This is a genomic window from Mesorhizobium sp. M5C.F.Ca.ET.164.01.1.1, from assembly GCF_004792125.1.
Taxonomy (GTDB): domain Bacteria; phylum Pseudomonadota; class Alphaproteobacteria; order Rhizobiales; family Rhizobiaceae; genus Mesorhizobium; species Mesorhizobium wenxiniae.
Genome location: NZ_SRTG01000014.1, coordinates 17,731 through 34,900 on the forward strand (window position 1 = coordinate 17,731; position 17,170 = coordinate 34,900).

Genomic DNA, 17,170 nt, shown 5'->3' on the forward strand with positions numbered 1-17,170 from the left:
CTGCGGCCAGGTTCGATATGGAATCGAGCGGCAGAAGCCGTATTTGGGGGTGTCCACCGCTCCGACAGCGGATTCCAACAGGTGGGGCCCGCGCCACGCAATTTGGTGCTCAAGGTTCCACGGCTCGTCGCCACAATGCCACAGCAACGCCAACGTGTTTCATGCGGCCGAAGGTTTTCTGGCGCGTCGAATGCACGGCTCATGTTATCGAAGTTAAGCTTTGTGCGTCTTCGGCTCCTCCTGTTCCGAATTCAAATGGACGAGATCGGAAATGAAAGTCAATCAGCAACCAGTTGCGGGACAGCCATTACCAGGCAGATCAGCGTTCGCGATCGCGTGATACGACTCGATGATCTCGATGCTGGACGACCATCGAAATAATCATGTCGAGACATTGGTTGCCTTAAGCGGAAACCGCCACTAGAAGCGACGCTTCGCCGACTATGGTTCAAATCCGCCCGGAGAGTTTCATGACAGAAGAAGCCTACAAAAACATCGAGAACCTCATCCAGCTTACCGCCGATGTCGTCTCAGCCTATGTCTCCAACAATCCGGTCCCGGTGGCGGACCTCCCTGCACTGATCAGCCAAGTGCACGCGGCACTGGAAGGCAGGGTAGGAAGTGTCTCCCAGAAAGAGCTGCAGGCTTTGAAGCCTGCTGTCCCGATCAGGAAGTCGGTGACACCGGACTACATCATCTCCCTTGAGGACGGGAACAAATTCAAATCACTAAGGCGCCATCTGTCGACCCACCATGGTATGACCCCGGACGAATATCGCGCCAAATGGGGGCTGCCCGCGGATTATCCCATGGTCGCACCGAATTATGCTGCGGCACGCTCGGCATTGGCCAAGACTATGGGGCTCGGCCGCAGACCCAAAGAGCCGGAAACGTCAGCGCCGGCTGCTGTAAAGCGGACCCGCAAGAAGGTCGCAGCTTGATTCATCTATTCTAATAGATTCGTCTGGACCGCGGCTGCATCGGCATAGAACGTGAAAAGGCGGGGACCATCCCCGCCTTGCTTTCGTTACGTGCCGGTCATTCCGCCCTTGCCCGGGCGCAGGAGAAATTCAGCCAACTTTGCTGAGGTTGCTGGCAGACGACTTGCCAGTGCGGCGGTCCTGTTCGATCTCATAGTTGATCTTCTGGCCGTCAGTGAGGGTCGAGAGTCCCGCGCGTTCCACAGCGGAAATGTGGACGAAAACATCCTGACCGCCATTGTCGGGCTGGATAAATCCAAATCCTTTGGTGCTGTTGAACCACTTTACCGTTCCGGTCGCCATAGTCGTATTCCTTTGTAACGATTGCAATGTGGGCAGGCCATAAGCCAGTCCGTTTCATATCCGAGATTTTAGGGGCAGCAAAAGCGAAAATTGAAAAGCCCCGGTTCAAATCGCAAAGCGGCTCGCAAGGTCCTCATGACCGCCCCCTATCGCAGGAAGCATCTCCCGCGCTGGCGCTCGTAACGCCTAAAGAGACAAGCGATACCTGCAACGCTTCTGCAGAACCCCGTCTACCACTGGTTTTCGAATCGTATCATGGGACCTGCCATCTACCTATGTGGGCAAGGATGCGCTGACGACCCAGCAACCACGGGCGGCGCGCGCTAACGCCACGGCCGCTGATCGTCGGACCATCAGGTCTCCGAAATCAGAAGCAATCGCCGAGTCGACCGGCCACTTCCTACTTGATCTGAGGACCTTGGTGTTTGTGATAGGAGCTGCCCGAGAGAGATTCCACAATCCGGCGTGCCGGTTGGTGCGCGTGAGATTGAGCAGGATCAAGCTGCTGTTGGGTAGCAAATGTGTAGAGGCGACACGCAGCCGCCGGCCGTATTCAGGCAGATGAATTGGACCTTCCCGAAGGAAAGACAATCCGGGCCCTGCGACGAGCAGAGCGCGTCGACGGGCGTGCGGCTGCCTTGAGTAACCCTAAGTGACCCGTGCAAGGAGTTCTGCCGAGGGTGGTCCGTAAATCGACGTGGCGACAGTTCCGCCTCAACTGGATGTTTGATTCCAAGCTTCGGTGGGCATCCTTAGCTGAGGCGTTGCAGTGTCACAAGCGGATTCACGCCCACGCGTAGCCAGCAACTTCTGCGACTCCATAGGCTTCAATATTTGGCGCAGAATTTTGCTGAACTGCGGTTCATCTTTGGATAGTTCCTTTAAGACGCCGCAAGGCATCTCGGGAGGGGATCTGCCAGCTCGACGCTACGCCGTTCAGCTAGCCCGCCTTTGATTGCTCCGGCCATCCGGTCCGGATCTGGCAGCGCTGCCGCCCAGAATGCGGTACAGCTTCGATTCGTTGAGCAGCTGGGCGAGACGGGCATCGGCAAGCGCTGTCTCAGCTGCGCGGCGGCCCTCCTGCGCCTCGAGCCAAGTAGTGAGGCGGATAGCACCCGACCGGTAACGGGTCTCGTGCAGCTGCTCAATTTCCTGCGCGGCCGCTAGGACATTGTGAAGGCGTTGCACCCGTTCGGCATATTCGGCCCGTGCACCGAGTGAATTGGCAACTTCGGAGAAGGCCGTGAGCAAAGTAGCGCGGAATCTGAGGACCTCTTTTTCATACTGTGCCCTCGAAACCGCAACCTGCAGCTTCATGTCCTTGAAATTGAGGAAGGACAAGGCAGCGTTTGCACCTAACCTAGCAACGGGATTGGAGATGAACGCGAGCAATTGCTCGCCGCCGGTGCCGAGTGTGCCGGTGAGTGAAATCGCCGGATAGAAACTAGCCCGAGTTTCATCAACGTTCTTCAGCATGGCACGGAGCCTTGCCTCGGCGGCTCGCAAGTCTGGGCGACGTGCGAGAAGGTCGGCCGGCAGCCCAGCCTGGATCGGGGGCAGCTTCTTGCTCGGCAGGCGCTGCGGCTCTGGAACAGGGTTAGATGCGCCATTCAAGAGCCCAACGAGGGCGTTCCGCAGTACAAGGCGCTCCTGTTTGCGCGTCGAAACCGCCGCCGCCAGCTCCTCGACCTTTTGCTCGGCCTGCTTGAGGTCTAGGTATGAAACTGCACCGGCCGCAACCTGGGCGCGCACAAGCGCCCGAGTCTGCTTGGCATGGGCAAGGCTGGTTTCCGCCGACGCGAGCGACTGATTGGCGTGCGCGATCGTGAAATACGCGTCGACGGTTCCGGCGATAGCTAGGAGGCGCGCGTTTTCGTAATCTTCCGCTGTCGCGGAAGCCTCAAAATCCGCCTTGTCCCTCTTTGCCGCAAGCTTGCCCCACAGATCAATCTCATAAGATACACTGGTGGAAGCCGACCACGACGACGAGGCGACCTTGTCGTTGAGAGATTGGCTGGTGCTCCCGCCGACCTGGCCGTCCAGCTTGGGGAGTAAGGCGTGCGCAGCGATATCTGCCTGAAGTCGGGCAGGATAAGCGTTAGCAGCCGCGATGAGGACTTCATTATTTCGGCCGATGACGTCGCTGACAAGCTTGTCGAGATTGGCGTCTCCGAACGCCAGCCACCAGTGGTCGTTGCTGGCCTGTGCAGCGCCTCCAGCCGCAGCGGTCGACCAGTGGGGCCCGGCTGGAAGTTCGGGGCGAAGATATGTGCTCGATAGGCTGCAACCGGCGAGCAAGACAAGGCAGCCGGGTACGATCAGTCTGATGGGCTTCATTTTCAATCTCTTGAGCGCGCGTCTAACGGGACCTAGGCGCAAGGCGTTGCGGCCGGCGAAGAAAGATGAGGCGGATGCAGACCGCCAATGAGAGGCTTGTTAGCGCCAGCAGCCATGATGAGGACCTCGTCGTTTTCGTTGATAAAAAGCTCGAACGTCAGCCAGCAGTGGTCTGCCGTGGCGTGGATAGCACTTGCTTCCGCAGCGATTGGCCAGCGGGCCGCCGCGGGGAGTTCGGGGCCAGGATATGTGCTCGACAGGCTGGTGCAACCCGCGAGCAACAAAGGACAAGGGTAAGATCCATCGGACGAGCGTCATTTTTCAGTCTCTTGACAGCGCATCTACGGGATTCAGGCGAGATGCATTACGGGCAGGAAGGAAGCCAAAGATCAGACCGATCCAGAGCGCTACTGCGCAGGCAACGACAATAGCGTTGGCGGAGATAATCATCGCAAACTCGCTGCCCGGCCCGCCCAATACGGTTGCGATGCCGAGCGCGAGTGCCACCCCGAGAATTGAACCGGCGGTGCATATTGTGACGGCCTCAATCAGGAACTGAAGCATGATGTCGATCCGGCGCGCTCCAACGGCCATGCGCAAGCCGATCTCGCGGGTCCGTTCCGTAGCGGAGATCAGCATCATGTTCATGACACCAATGCCTCCGACAAGCAGCGAGATCGCAGCCACGAAGGAGGTCAGTTGCCATATTGTCTGAGATGTGCCTTCAACCGACTTAAGCCACTGATCTAGGTTGTCAACAATGAAGTCCTTTGTGCCATGCCGACGAGTTATCAGGCCGACGACGGCGCGCTCGGCGACAGCCGTGTCGACAGAATCGGCGACCCGAACCGTCAGGACGTCAAGACTTGAATCGGCACCCTCAAGTCTGCCTTTCACGGCCGTATAAGGAAGTAAGACCTCCAGCCGGCTGTCAAACCGAAACGCCGGTGGGGGCGCAAAGACGCCAATAATAATGACGGGAACACGCCCGATCAGGAGGATGTTTCCGAGCGGCGATTCGTCGTTAGGGAAGAGAGTTGCGGCCATCCTGTCATTGATCACCGCTTCCTGGCTGCGCTCAGAGATAGCTCCGGCTGAAAAGAATGAGCCCTTCAGCAACTTGAGAGCTTTGACCTTAAAATAATCCTGGCCGACGCCGGTGACTGTCGCCGCGACGGAGATGGGCCCAAAACCAATTTGTGCGGATGTTCGGACTTCCGGGGTCACGCTATCGACGTAGGAGTGGTGGGCGAGCGCATCGGCATCCGAGACGACCAGGGTCTTGATGCTCGAAGCACCCTTGTCACCAAAATGGCGCCCGGGAGAGATCTGCAGGGTGCTGGCTCCAAATCCTCCCAAATCGCGCAGAATTTTCTGACGGGCGCCCTCGCCGAAACCGACGGTCGCCACAACTGCCGCAATGCCGATAATGATGCTGAGCATTGTGAGGAAGGTACGCACGCGATCGGCAGCCATCGATCGTATCGCCATCGGAAAGGCTTGCACCAGGCGACGCCTGAACCCCGAGAGCGAACCGACGGGCCTGCTGTCTTGGAACGCCGGCGGCGCATTAGTCTTCTGATCCCGCGTCCGGCGGTCGGAAAGGATCACTCCTTCTCGGATTTCAATGATGCGGTCAGCGTGACTTGCGATCTCCATGTCGTGAGTCACGATGATGATGGTATGACCGTCGGTGTGAAGTTCCTTCAACGTATCGAGGACGGTTTCGCCGCTCTTCCTGTCTAGCGCCCCTGTCGGCTCGTCGGCAAGTATGATGCGGCCGCCATTCATCAATGCGCGGGCAATCGAAACCCTCTGTTGCTGGCCGCCGGACAGCTGGTTCGGACGATGGTCGAGACGATCACCGAGACCCAGCCTGCGCAGAAGAGATCTCGACCTTTCCCGGCGTGAGCCGGCGTCGAGGCCGGCATAGACAGCGGGCATCGCCACGTTGTCGGCCGCGCTCAGCGTTCCAAGAAGCTGATAGTGTTGGAAGATGAAGCCGAAATGTTCCCGTCTCAACGCGGCAAGATGGTCCGCGGTCAGGCCGGCAACGCTGCGGCCGCCGACGCGATAGTCACCAGAACTCGGCTGGTCCAAGCAACCCAGGATGTTCATTAGCGTCGTTTTGCCCGAACCGCTTGCGCCAACGATCGCCACCAGTTCGCCACCAGCGATAGAAAGGCTGACGCCGGCCAGCGCCATAATGGTCTCGTCTCCGGCAGCGAAAACCCGCGAGACGTTCTCGATTTCCAGGAGTGCAGTCATTTCATCACCACGGGCCAACATTGGTTCCCGTTCCCACGGCAGGGATGACAACTTCATCACCGACGGAGAGGCCATCGAGTACCTGCGCCTTGATTTTGTCGGTCAAACCTATTGTCACCAGGCGCTCGGCGAGTTCGCCGGTTGGCGTGCGAAGCTGCACGCGGTAGCGACCATGCGCATCAGGCTCCGTCAGAGCCGACCATGCTACGAGTGGTACGTTCTCGGCCTGGCCGGAAATAACCGTAACCAAGGCGTTCATCTTTGGCCGAAGCCGCCCTTCCGGGTTCGGTGTGGAAAAGAGGCCGTTGTAGTAGACTGCCGCCGCTTCGATTTTTCTGGAGCTCGGCATGCTATCATCGGCAATCGATGGAGGCGCGGGCTCTATCTCTTCCAATACGCCTGAAATAGGGTCTCGAGTGCCCCCCAGGATTGTGAAGCGGAGGTTCTGGCCTGGCTTTACACGCGCTATATCGATCTCCGATATCTGCACGCTCACCCGCATGACGTCGAGCTGTGCAAGAACCACAATCGCCGGCACGGCCTGGCTTGAGTTCAACGTTTGACCCTCTTGAGCCAGCACAGCAACAACGACGCCGTCCATGGGCGCGCTTAGCTTCGTGTGGTCGAGGGTTGCACGAGCCTCCTCAACCGCGAGCGTCTTCTCATCGATCTGCGCTTCAAGTTGCTCGACTGACGCCTCTTGCGCAAAAAACATCGCTTGCGCTTTCTCCAGTTCGGCCGCCGATCCTGCCTTGTTCCGGCTCAGGGTCTTCTGTCTCAGGAACTCCAATTCGGCCTCTTTCAGTCGTATTCCGGCTTCCTTGCGGCTCGCGTTGGCACTGACGAGGTTGGCTTGGGCGGTGAGTAGTTTGTGCTGCTCTTTCGTAGGGTCAATTTCGGCGATCAAGTCTCCAAACTTGACAGCTTGACCGAGCTTTACATGCAGTGCCTTCAATTGGCCCGACGTTTGGGCGCCAACCCTAACCTCACGGAGAGGTGCCAGAACACCGTTCGCAAGGACACTCTCCTCGACCGAACCGAGTATCACGCGTTGCGTGAGGACATGATCGCGCGTTTTGTGTTCGAAAGCTCCGGTCGCGGAAGCGATAGCAAACGCCACCGGGACGATTCCTAAGCCCCAGACGAGCATCCTTTTTTTACCCTTCAGCAACGCTCGGCTCCTCTCAGAAGACATTGTTTTTGCCATGGCTTGCCGCGGAAGCGGCATTGACTCTCATTGACCGACCCGAACAGAGATGGCTCCGGCAAGAGCTTTTTCTGCTGAGAAGTGGCGACCGACGCGGAAGCGTGATTGCGAACGCGGGCACACGGCGGCTGTGAAGATGATAGTGAAGCACCGGGCGAGCATTCATTGTCTTTGGAGGCAATTAGCAGCAGCAGGCCCAGCGCTAACGCGATTGGACCGAAGAGAAGGCTCGCCGGAACAACGCTCCTTCCAATGCAATTGCGAATTTTGGACTTTTGCTTTGGCCGCATTCTGGGAACGGTTTCCTGTCAAGCGACGCATGAGAGGCGCACGCATACATCTGAGTGGCATGGCTCGAACGACGTTCTGGCTGTACTGAAGCTTCCGAGGGCGCCGCCGATATCAACTCGATTTGAGCCGGCATAAGATCAGCAGGCGGTCACGGGCCTCCTCGACCCTTTGGATGCTCGAAAGGCGTCACTTGTAACCAGACGGTCATGGCCACGAGTGCTGTCTAGGTCAGCAAAGCAATCACCTTCGGTGCTCCCAATGGATTGGCCGAGATGGCGCGTTCAGGCTTGAGAATCATGTACTGAGGATATGACAGTGGATCCTTGGCATTGCAGGCACATGTAAAAGGCGGAATTTTCGATGATGAGGTCCGCCAGCGACTCAACGGCATCGGACGAGCCGTCTTCCGTCTAAAGCGACTGTATCTGCCTTCGGGCCGATTCAAGCTTGGTCAGTACCGTTTGGCGGGGCCGCCATTCGGCGATCCCAACGTCGGATTTGCCGCCGGCCAGTGCAGCGACGACGGTGGTTGCGTTAAGAAAATGTGCCGAGATCAGGATGGCGTTCATAATGGCCTTCTAATCGTTTGTTCCAATGACGGCCCTTCTGACACCCGTAGCTGACAGCAGCCTGAAAGCTTCCAGACATTTGTGCCAAGGGGGGTTCAGCGTAGCGTCAGGTTCTGTCAGTAAGGTAAGGATCCTGCCCTCGAACTGGAGCTCGGCACCTCTGATGCACATACTGCTCGTCGAAGACGACAAGGACCTTGGCAGTGCTGTACGCGAAAATACGATGGCTGATGGCCACGCGGTCGATTGGGCCAAGGACCTGTCCGAAGCGCGGGGCTACGCAAGTGTGGTCTCCTACGAGCTTGTTCTGCTCGACATTCACCTGCCAGACGGCAACGGCATAGACTACGTGCGGGAGATGAGGAGGAGGCTTGAATCGACACCGGTCATCATCGTGACAGCTCGCGATCAGGTCTCGGACCGCATCAAGGGGCTCAACGCAGGTGCCGCCGACTATTTGGTCAAGCCGTTCGATCTCGGCGAACTTTCCGCGCGCATTCACGCCGTGGCGCGTAGTCATGGGCAGTTCCCGGAGCCGATGTATTCTGTCGGGACGCTGTCCATACACTCGGCCGAGCGGCGGGTCGTCCGCGATGGGCAGACGGTCTACCTGACTGCACGCGAATGGACAGTTCTCAACTGCCTTCTGTGCCGGCCCCGGACGGTAGTTTCGAAGGCGAAGATCGAGGACGTACTCTTTTCCTTAGGTTCGGAAATTGAGAGCAATACCGTGGAGGTGTATGTTAGCCGGATCCGCAAGAAGATCGGCGCGGACCGAATAGCGACAGTGCGTGGCTTCGGGTACAGGTTCGTAGTCACATGACGAACCCGCACAGCATAACCCGCAGGCTGATACTGTGGCTAGGCGGCGCAATGCTTCTGGCCTGGTTTTCCGTCGTCGCCAGTGCTTGGTTCAGCCTGAGCAAAGTTAGCAACGAACTCTCCGACGAGTTCCTGGAGCTAGCTGCCAAGAAGATGGAGCCAACAATGATTGAAGTGCTGAAAGGGAAATGGGACGACGATTCCATTCGTAACACGCTTCAAAGTGCACCCAATTTCGAAAAATTTTGGACCTACCGGTACAAGCTTTGGAAACGCGGGAAAGTGATCTTGATTTTGGGAGACGTGAAGCCGTTCCCTGATGCTCCACTGCGTAAAGGCTTTTCGCAAACCGTTACTGACCGCGTCTATACACTGGAGGTCCAACCTGGCAACTTTCTTCAGGTGGCCGAACCACTCCATGTTCGCCGCCAGACAGTCAATAGCGGCCGATTGCACGTCTTCAATTTCGTCTTAGTTTCGGTGGTCGTGATCCTGCCCTTTAGTATAGCCCTCTTATGGTTCGTGATCCGGCGGTCGCTGGCGCCCATCGAAGTACTGCGACAGGAGATCGGATTGCGCGACGGCGGCAATCTCTCACTGATGGGATCCAGCGGCCTGCCGGCAGAATTGGCCCCCATCGCGGCCTCCGTCGATCGGCTTCTCGAACGTCTGCAGACGACCCTCGATGCCGAACGCGAGTTCGCCACAAATAGTGCACATGAACTGCGCACGCCGATCGCAGGCTCGCTCGCTCAGATGCAGAGGTTAGTGGTCGAAATTCCGCAGGGCCCGGCGAGAACGCGTGCGCGCGGTATCGAGAAATCGCTGTCGAGTCTTGGCCACCTTGTCGAAAAACTGCTTCAACTCGCGCGGGCCGAATCGGGGATCGGCATCGCAGACCACGCGATCGATCTTATCGAAATGGTTCGGCTAGAAATCGATGACCTTGGGAAAAAGCCGCAATATGCCGGACGCCTAATCCTTGATGTGGACAGCTGCCCCACTTTGATGCGTAAAGTAGACGTAGATGCGTTTGCCATCCTCCTTCGTAACCTGATCGAGAATGCGCTCACGCATGGACTGCCCGATACTCCGGCAAGAGTTTCCGTCCGAACTGATGGAACCATTGCCGTTGCAAACGCGGGACCGGTGGTGCCCCTCCGAGATCTTGAAGCGATAACAAAGCGATTTAGGCGTGGTGCCACTCCAGCGGCGGGCTCAGGCCTTGGCCTACACATCGCTGATATGGTTATCAAGCGGATAGGTGGCACTCTTGACTTTGCTTCGCCTGCCCGTGGTCGCGAGGATGGTTTTGAGGCGGTCATTCGCATCCCTCGATGACACTGGTTTGCTGCAGCGACCAACTTGGGCGTAAGGAAGGTTTGTACGCTGCCGGTCGACGACGAGAATGTCGGAATGGCTGGTGACCAAACCTGCGGCGGCCCGCGCCAGAGGAAGTCAGCTTTCGCCGCGGCACCCACATCCCGATTCACTGGCACGGGACAAGTATCCCGCGGCCTTTTTGAAGGCCAAGGCGCTTCGCCCTCAGTCATGACGTCGACTTTCGACCGCATTCGACATGCGAGCCAGTTATAGGATAATATAATGCGTGTTCAACGGCCTTTTTCGGTAACGAGAAAGTGGTCTATCCTATTCGCCTAGACGGTTTTTTTCATTTTCATTATCAGCATTCGAATCCGAGTCGCTGATGTTGTCGATGGGAAAATATACCGTGGTTAACAAAACTTAGGCCCCGCAGGATCCACGTCGCGCAAATCGTTGGTAGCTTTCAGGCTACTGTCAGCTGGCTCTGCCAGAACGATTGTTGTTGGGGGAGCAAACCGACAGGAGATTCTTATGAACTAGGAGACCTTGTCAATACCGTCCGACGTGCCGATCGCCAATGGCAAACGACACCGGATCATGCGCAAACACGTAATGAAACGAGAGAAAGATACGATGACTCCATCACCAAAAAATGTGGCCGCCCCGGGCCTCCCGAAGCCGTCGACGAAATTTCGGTCTGAGTGGCTGCGAACGACGCTTGCTGCGATCGCGCTGGCCCTGGTGACCACCGCTCCGGCTCCGGCCGACACTTACAGAAGCGGATGGGAATGTGAGATTTTCCCTGAATCTGTGGAGTGCACGATGTGGGAAAAAGGACCACTCGAATCAAACAAACAAGACGACCAGCAAGCTAAGTACTAGGCCTATGTAGGTTGCTGCGGTCCGGATTTGGCCGCAGCAACCCGGTCGGGCTGCAGCAGAAGATCAATGCGCGGCGACGCTGCCGACGGGCGCGGGCCTAGCGCTAGCCACGCCGCCAGCGATCTTCTGTCGTGAATCTGCTCATCCTGCTGGCGAGCACCGCCATGCCCCAAGTGACGGGGAAGATATCGTGTTAAGCGGCGCGCGCTTCCCCATAAGCCGGCGTTCGATGTCCGACAATGTCGGATCCGCAACATAGCAGAGTCTGATTACTCCATTGCCGAAACGAGTTTCTCGTTTGGCACGGTTCGTGCGCGGTCCCGCAAACGCCTCACAGACTAAGGAGAAGCCATCCCATGACCACCAACCAAACAATGCCCCTCACGTTGATTCACTTAAAAGATGATGCTCGAGTCAGGCCTCGCAACATGCTGATGGCTCATCTGGCTCGGGGCTGCCCACCGCCCCACTCTCTCCCACTAAGTGCGACGAGCACGCAACAGCCTCAACATAAGGGACAACTCACTTTGCCTCAAACTTTGCCCATCGGCCGGTCACGACAACAGAAGCCATCAGCACATCTTCAGTCTGGCTGGCTGCGCGGGACACTTTTTGCGACCGCGCTGGCCTTCGTGAGCACCGCTCCGGTTCTGGCGGCTACCGATGACATCAAGGCGACGGCTTTCCTGCTCGACAACGGCATGGAGGTTGTCGTCATCCCCGATCACCGCGCGCCGATCGTCACCCATATGGTGTGGTACAAGATCGGCAGCGCCGACGAGCCGCCGGGTAAATCCGGCATCGCGCATTTCGTCGAGCATCTGATGTTCAAGGCGGCGACGATCAACCATGCAGCCGGCCAGTTGGACCGCGCGGTGGTCGAGATCGGCGGCTCGCACAACGCCTTCACCTCCTATGACTATACTGCCTACTACCAGACGGTGGCGCCTTCCGCGTTAGAGCAGATGATGAGCTTCGAGGCCGACCGCATGTTCAACCTCAGCATCACCGATGATGATATCCAGACCGAGCGCGATGTGATTCTGGAGGAGCGCCGCTCCGGTGTCGACAACGATCCGGAGGCGCTGCTGAGGGAGGAGATCGACGCCACGCTCTGGCAGAACCAGCCCTACCGAATACCTGTCATCGGCTGGATGCAGGAGATGGAGAAGCTGGACTGGCCCGACGCCAAGGCCTTCTATGACGAATATTACACGCCCAACAACGCCGTGCTGGTGGTGGCCGGCGATGTCGAGCCTGAGACGGTCAAGGCGCTGGCCGAGAAGACGTATGGAACGGTGCCGGCGGCTCCTGGTCTAGCCCGCATCCGCCCGGTCGAGCCGGTGCAGAACACCAGGCGCACATTGACGCTGACCAACGAGCGCATTTCAGTGCCGCGCTTTTCCACGCAATGGGTGGTGCCGTCCTATCGTACGGCCTCACCCGGCGAGGCCGAGGCGCTCGACCTGCTAGCCGAAATCCTCGGCGGTGGCACCCGCAGCCGGCTGTACCAGCAGTTGGTGGTGAAACAGGGCATTGCCGCCGAGGTCGGCGCCTATTTCGAGGGCGTCATGCTGGATGCCACCAGCTTCATCATCTACGGCTCGCCGCGTGGTGCGGCCAAGCTCGCCGATCTCGAAGCGGCGGCGGATGCCGAAGTTGCCCGCATCGCCAGGGATGGCGTCACTCGCGACGAGCTGGACAAGGCGAAAGACCGCTATGTCCGCTCGGCAATCTTCGCCCAGGACGAGCAGGAGTTCATCGCCAACATCTACGGCGCGACGCTTGCCACCGGCGGCAACGTTCAGGACGTCCAGCAATGGCCGGACCGCATCCGCAAGGTCTCCACAGATCAGGTCAAGGCCGTAGCCGCCCGCTATCTCGCGTCCGACCATTCAACCACCGGCTATCTCTTGCCCAAGACAGAGAATTGATCTGATGGCAAACCAAATCCGCAACATTGCACAAGCATTGGCCTCTCCGGCTGAAGGAGGGAGGGCCGCGCGCCTCACCACCTGGCTAGCCATCCTTCTCGTGTCCATTTTCTTCCTGATTTGGCCGGCTCTCACCGCCCGTGCTGCGATGAACATCCAGGAGGTGAAATCTGAAAAGGGGATCACCGCCTGGTTGGTTGAAGACCATACGCGGCCGATCGTCACCATGGATTTGGTCTTCGACGGCGGCACCACCCAGGACCCGGCCGGCAAGGAGGGGCTTGTCAATTTGATGACCGGCTTGCTCGACGAGGGCGCCGGCCATTACGACAGCGACGCCTTTCAGGTGCAGCTCGACGATGCCGGCGCCGAGATGAGCTTCGACGCGCGACGTGACGGCACCCATGGCTCGATGCGCATGCTTTCCGAGCACCAGGACGCCGCTTTCGATCTCATCAGGCTCGCGTTGAACAGGCCCCGCTTCGATCAGGAGCCGGTCGAGCGCGTCCGCGCCCAGCTTCTCTCCGGAATCATCGCCAACGAGCGGGAACCTCACGCAATCGCTGAGCTTGCCTGGCGGCGCAGACTCTACGGCACGCATCCGTATTCCAGGCCAGACGAGGGTACCAAGCAAAGCCTCGCCCGCATAACGGCCGCCGATCTAAGCGCCTTCCACAAGTCCGCTTTCGCCCGCGACGGGCTACACGTGGCGGTCGTCGGCGACATTGATGCCAAGGAACTGAGTGCAAGGCTAGACCAGTTGTTCGGTGATTTGCCTCAGAAGCAGGCGCTCGCGCCCGTACCTGATGTCACCCCGAAGCTCGGCCAGTGGATCTTGGTCGCATACAACCTGCCCCAGACTTCGCTCCAGCTGGCTTTTCCCGGCATCGGACGCAGCGATCCGGAATTCTTTGCCGCGCAGCTTATAAACAATATACTCGGAGGCTCGCCCATGACCTCACGTCTATTCCAGGAAGTCCGCGAAAAGCGCGGCCTTGCCTACGGTGTCTCCTCTAAGTTGGAAAGGTACCAGCATTCCAACACGCTAGTCGTGACCACGTCGACGCGCGCGGACAGGGCGACCGAGTCGCTTGACCTGATAAGACAAGTAATCAAGGAGTTGGCGGACACAGGGCCAACAGCGGCCGAGCTCGAAGCGAGTAAGAAGTATCTGAGCGGCTCCTATGCTATCGACCATCTGGGTTCCTCCAGGTCGGTTTCCGCCACGCTTGTCGAGTTACAGCTCGAGAAGCTCGGCATAGACTACATCCAGCGCCGCCCGGCCCTCATCGAGCAGGTGACGCTCGACCAGGTCAGGGCGGCGGCGAAGAAGCTGCTTTCGGCCGAGCCCACCATTATGGGCGTTGGCCTGCGCCTCGGCGCTGTCCGATGACGGCGAATAATCTCTGGGGCGCCATAGAAACAGCACATAAGTACGTTGTGCCCTTTCATGCATGTCTATTTGTAACATCTAGGTAGGCGTTCGACTCCATGCAGTGCGGAACGTGTGAGTTGACCACATGTCAAAGGGGAGAAGGAGGTTGCACCTGAAGATGCATTAGGACGTATGATGATCTTTCGTTAGTTTGCACAAAAAGGTCTGCACATCTCTGCTGCTTCTCAATTCCCTTACCTGGCCGATGGCGAGGCCACCGAACGACGTGAGCCGGTGGAACTTGGTCGCGTTGCCCTCTTCCGGCCTCGGTCTGGTCAGTAGAGGCAACGAATGTGATTGGCGACCTACAGACGAGGAATCGAGGCCCTCGTGCGCTATTTCAAGGGCACAGCTATCAGATCATCCCGTCGATAATTCGCTTTGCGATCGCTCCGGCCATGCGGCCGAGGCGGACTTCACAATCGAGCAAGTCGTAATGGTGACCGGCCACAAGGCGACGGTAGAAAATCTGCTCAAGAATGACCGCTTCTAGTGCAACCTACTGGTTCCGATAGAGGAAACGAGCAGCAGGATTGTGACCGTTGAGGACCTTAAGCTAGGAGTCAAAAGCAGCCTTCGCCGAGGCTGACTGGCTGTCGACTTTCGTCTTGGCTCTTTCAAGGACATTGGGGCGAATGTCCGTGGCAAGTTAAGGCCGCTCCAAACTTTGTCCAGAACTGCATCCGTTCTAAAAGCCCAGCGCCTTGCGGAAAGTAAGCTCTTCCACGAAATGTATGCGGCCGCCACTCTCGCGAAGCTTCCGGGCTTCGATAATCTTAGTTCCCTGATGACTGTGGAGCCAATCGCGCGAGGCGATGGCGGCTACGATCAGGTAGTCGGTGCTGCGGGAAATGCTCTTGGAGACAAGCCCTCCCCGCTCCACGATCCATCCTTCGATAATTTTTCGAGGCCCCAGACTGAAGGCACCCGTCACCACAAATCCCGAGTTCTCGAACACCAACATGCTCGCATCTCTCAGGACGCCGTCTATCGATGGCGTGTTCCCGTACGTTGGCAATCCTGTGTCTGTGCAGCTATCGCCGACCAATCGAACTATCCATTCGGCGATGTCTTCTTCTTCCTCCATCGATAGATGCCCGTCCGATATCGCCTTAACAGCTACGCCCTTCAAAGCCGCAATCCTGGCGTCCTCGAGCAGCTGAGGATTCCGGTCGATGCGGTCGATCAGCTTTTCGACTTCCTTGATCTTCAGGCGATTGTCGCAGGCGATCCCGGCACAAAAGCCGAAGAACCTGTTGCAGCAGTCATTTGAGCTGCTTTCGGAGAACGGCCTCAAGCGATAGTCAACGATTCCGGAGATGATCTCGAAAATCTCCCTGTGGTAGTCCCCATATGCGGTGTCGAGGTCCTGGATGAGATCAGCGGCGTCGGTGTCGCCAAAAAGCTGGAGGAACTGCTCGGCCTCGGCTCGGATCGAGGCGACCTCCAGGCTCTCAATGGATTCGCTGGCCAGGACACCCTCAAGAAAACCCAGCCAGTATGCCTCGACCTTCCGACCGTTGCTCTTGGCGTGTATTCGCCCAAGCGCAGATCCGCCGTACTTTAACTCCGCCATCATCCCCTCCCCTGAAGAGCAATTCTGAACATATTAGTGACTGGTCTTCGGCACAATGCAGTAATTTCACAAAGACTGAATTGCCTCCGAACACACATCAAAAAAAGACGACAGCATTCGCCTTTTTTCACTACGGCCCCGCTGACCAATGCGACGCTCGGCGCGCTGTTCGCCAGATTATTCAGTGAAGTATCTGTCTTCTCAAGCGCTTCGCGGCCCACGCATGTGCGCCCCCTCTCCCGTGTTTCGTCTGTTTCACACTTCAGCCGCTGCTACCAAGTCGGCGTTGGGCGATTGTACCGATACATCGCATACTATTGATCGGGGTAAGTGTCCGGAAGCGACAACACCCAGAGGAGTGCGTCAGTGCCGTCGAAAGAAGCTGCGGAGCTGAGTTTGCGTCCTAGATGGAGCCTGACGGACAACGGCATTTCGTATCCGTTCCTTAGATCGGGCGAGAGTGCCGGGCGAGAGGTTTTCGGGTCTTTGACGAGTTCCGCCACGTCAAGGAATTTCGACGCGTAGTTCTTGAACGAATGATTTTCGCTGTGGAGGAAAGGAGGCGCCTGACCTCCGCGATCAATGCAGGCGTCTCGTCTGTGGCGGCATCCACGAACAGGCGACGCTCAAGGCCTTAGAAAAACAGGAAGACATACCAATGCCGAGCCTCGGGTCGTTCCTTCCGCACGCGCAAGCCAGTCGAGATAGGTCCGCCCGGCAATCTGAGGGAGGTTCGAATAGAGGGCCAATATGGCAGGAGGTCGCCCACCAGGTCGCTGCCACACGGCGCGACAGTGCACGACGGATCCACCAGGCAATTGTCGCCGCGGCCCGAACTCGATCCGATGAAGGTACCGCCAAGGTAGAACATGCCCGCATCGATGGAGATTCCGTTCACCTGCACGCTTTCTCCGCGCTGAATCCATCGGGCTGGACTCTCGACCGGAGTGAACCTAGCGCTAATTGGCGGAGACGGCGCTGCCAGCCCCGGTATTGATCCGAGCCTTCGGTAAATCTTTGACCGGGAGTTGTTTCGAGGATCGATACGCTTCCGAGATGGAACCTCAGACGAATCTTCGACGACGCTGCTACGCGTTGTCATAGAGAGCCTGTCGCCAGGCGCGCCGGCAAATTGCGGAGAAGATCGCGATTCCCGGCGGCGTCCGCGCATCACCAGAGCACCGGGAACTCCTCGAACCCGCCAGTGATGATCTCCTTGCGCAACTTCAGTTCTTCGGGC

The 17,170-nt window shown here is 58.0% G+C and carries 11 protein-coding genes; 5 read left to right on the plus strand and 6 right to left on the minus strand.

Features of this window, described 5'->3' with window-relative positions; translation table 11 throughout:
- Positions 1 to 470 precede the first annotated feature (470 nt).
- Entirely contained in the window at positions 471 to 941 is a 471-nt protein-coding gene (locus EN807_RS30895) for a MucR family transcriptional regulator (protein WP_135937802.1), read from the plus strand.
- A 129-nt stretch (positions 942 to 1,070) separates the two neighbouring features.
- On the opposite strand, the gene EN807_RS30900 is transcribed toward EN807_RS30895, so the two are convergent.
- From EN807_RS30900 to EN807_RS35845, 5 genes are all read right to left on the minus strand, one after another.
- Entirely contained in the window at positions 1,071 to 1,283 is a 213-nt protein-coding gene (locus EN807_RS30900) for a cold-shock protein (RefSeq protein ID WP_127208168.1), read from the minus strand.
- A 936-nt stretch (positions 1,284 to 2,219) separates the two neighbouring features.
- Entirely contained in the window at positions 2,220 to 3,620 is a 1,401-nt protein-coding gene (locus tag EN807_RS30905) for an efflux transporter outer membrane subunit (protein ID WP_135937803.1), read from the minus strand.
- A 321-nt stretch (positions 3,621 to 3,941) separates the two neighbouring features.
- Positions 3,942 to 5,888, minus strand: coding sequence for a MacB family efflux pump subunit (locus EN807_RS30910; protein ID WP_135937804.1), 1,947 nt, complete (start codon positions 5,886 to 5,888; stop codon positions 3,942 to 3,944).
- Positions 5,889 to 5,892: 4 nt separating this feature from the next.
- Positions 5,893 to 7,059, minus strand: a complete 1,167-nt coding sequence (locus EN807_RS30915) for an efflux RND transporter periplasmic adaptor subunit (RefSeq protein WP_246684467.1) — start codon at positions 7,057 to 7,059, stop codon at positions 5,893 to 5,895.
- A gap of 737 nt (positions 7,060 to 7,796) precedes the next feature.
- Complete coding sequence (locus tag EN807_RS35845; protein ID WP_189522631.1) at positions 7,797 to 7,955, minus strand: hypothetical protein; 159 nt, start codon at positions 7,953 to 7,955, stop codon at positions 7,797 to 7,799.
- A gap of 163 nt (positions 7,956 to 8,118) precedes the next feature.
- Here EN807_RS35845 and EN807_RS30920 point away from each other — a divergent pair, with 163 nt between their 5' ends.
- The 4 genes from EN807_RS30920 to EN807_RS30935 all read left to right on the plus strand — a co-directional run bounded on the left by EN807_RS30920 (position 8,119) and on the right by EN807_RS30935 (position 14,312).
- Complete coding sequence (locus EN807_RS30920; protein ID WP_127208165.1) at positions 8,119 to 8,778, plus strand: response regulator transcription factor; 660 nt, start codon at positions 8,119 to 8,121, stop codon at positions 8,776 to 8,778.
- 50 nt (positions 8,779 to 8,828) lie between these two features.
- Positions 8,829 to 10,118, plus strand: coding sequence for a HAMP domain-containing sensor histidine kinase (locus tag EN807_RS30925; RefSeq protein WP_189522632.1), 1,290 nt, complete (start codon positions 8,829 to 8,831; stop codon positions 10,116 to 10,118).
- A gap of 1,223 nt (positions 10,119 to 11,341) precedes the next feature.
- A complete protein-coding gene (locus EN807_RS30930) occupies positions 11,342 to 12,919 on the plus strand; it encodes a pitrilysin family protein (RefSeq protein WP_245485566.1) in 1,578 nt (525 codons plus the stop codon).
- A gap of 4 nt (positions 12,920 to 12,923) precedes the next feature.
- Positions 12,924 to 14,312: a pitrilysin family protein gene (locus EN807_RS30935; RefSeq protein ID WP_127208162.1), complete on the plus strand. Its 1,389-nt coding sequence runs from the start codon at positions 12,924 to 12,926 to the stop codon at positions 14,310 to 14,312.
- A gap of 730 nt (positions 14,313 to 15,042) precedes the next feature.
- Here the strand turns inward: EN807_RS30935 and EN807_RS30940 are convergent.
- On the minus strand, positions 15,043 to 15,930 hold the full coding sequence (locus EN807_RS30940) for a BRCT domain-containing protein (protein WP_189522633.1): 888 nt from the start codon (positions 15,928 to 15,930) through the stop codon (positions 15,043 to 15,045).
- Positions 15,931 to 17,170 lie beyond the last annotated feature (1,240 nt).

Bases quoted from the DNA above. Each gene is read 5' to 3' on its own strand.
- EN807_RS30900 (WP_127208168.1), bottom strand. From the start codon at position 1,283: ATGGCGACCGGAACGGTAAAGTGGTTCAACAGCACCAAAGGATTTGGA.
- EN807_RS35845 (WP_189522631.1), bottom strand. From the start codon at position 7,955: ATGAACGCCATCCTGATCTCGGCACATTTTCTTAACGCAACCACCGTC.
- EN807_RS30935 (WP_127208162.1), top strand. From the start codon at position 12,924: ATGGCAAACCAAATCCGCAACATTGCACAAGCATTGGCCTCTCCGGCT.
- EN807_RS30925 (WP_189522632.1), top strand. From the start codon at position 8,829: ATGCTTCTGGCCTGGTTTTCCGTCGTCGCCAGTGCTTGGTTCAGCCTG.
- EN807_RS30920 (WP_127208165.1), top strand. From the start codon at position 8,119: ATGCACATACTGCTCGTCGAAGACGACAAGGACCTTGGCAGTGCTGTA.
- EN807_RS30905 (WP_135937803.1), bottom strand. From the start codon at position 3,620: ATGAAGCCCATCAGACTGATCGTACCCGGCTGCCTTGTCTTGCTCGCC.
- EN807_RS30910 (WP_135937804.1), bottom strand. From the start codon at position 5,888: ATGACTGCACTCCTGGAAATCGAGAACGTCTCGCGGGTTTTCGCTGCC.
- EN807_RS30940 (WP_189522633.1), bottom strand. From the start codon at position 15,930: ATGGCGGAGTTAAAGTACGGCGGATCTGCGCTTGGGCGAATACACGCC.
- EN807_RS30895 (WP_135937802.1), top strand. From the start codon at position 471: ATGACAGAAGAAGCCTACAAAAACATCGAGAACCTCATCCAGCTTACC.
- EN807_RS30930 (WP_245485566.1), top strand. From the start codon at position 11,342: ATGACCACCAACCAAACAATGCCCCTCACGTTGATTCACTTAAAAGAT.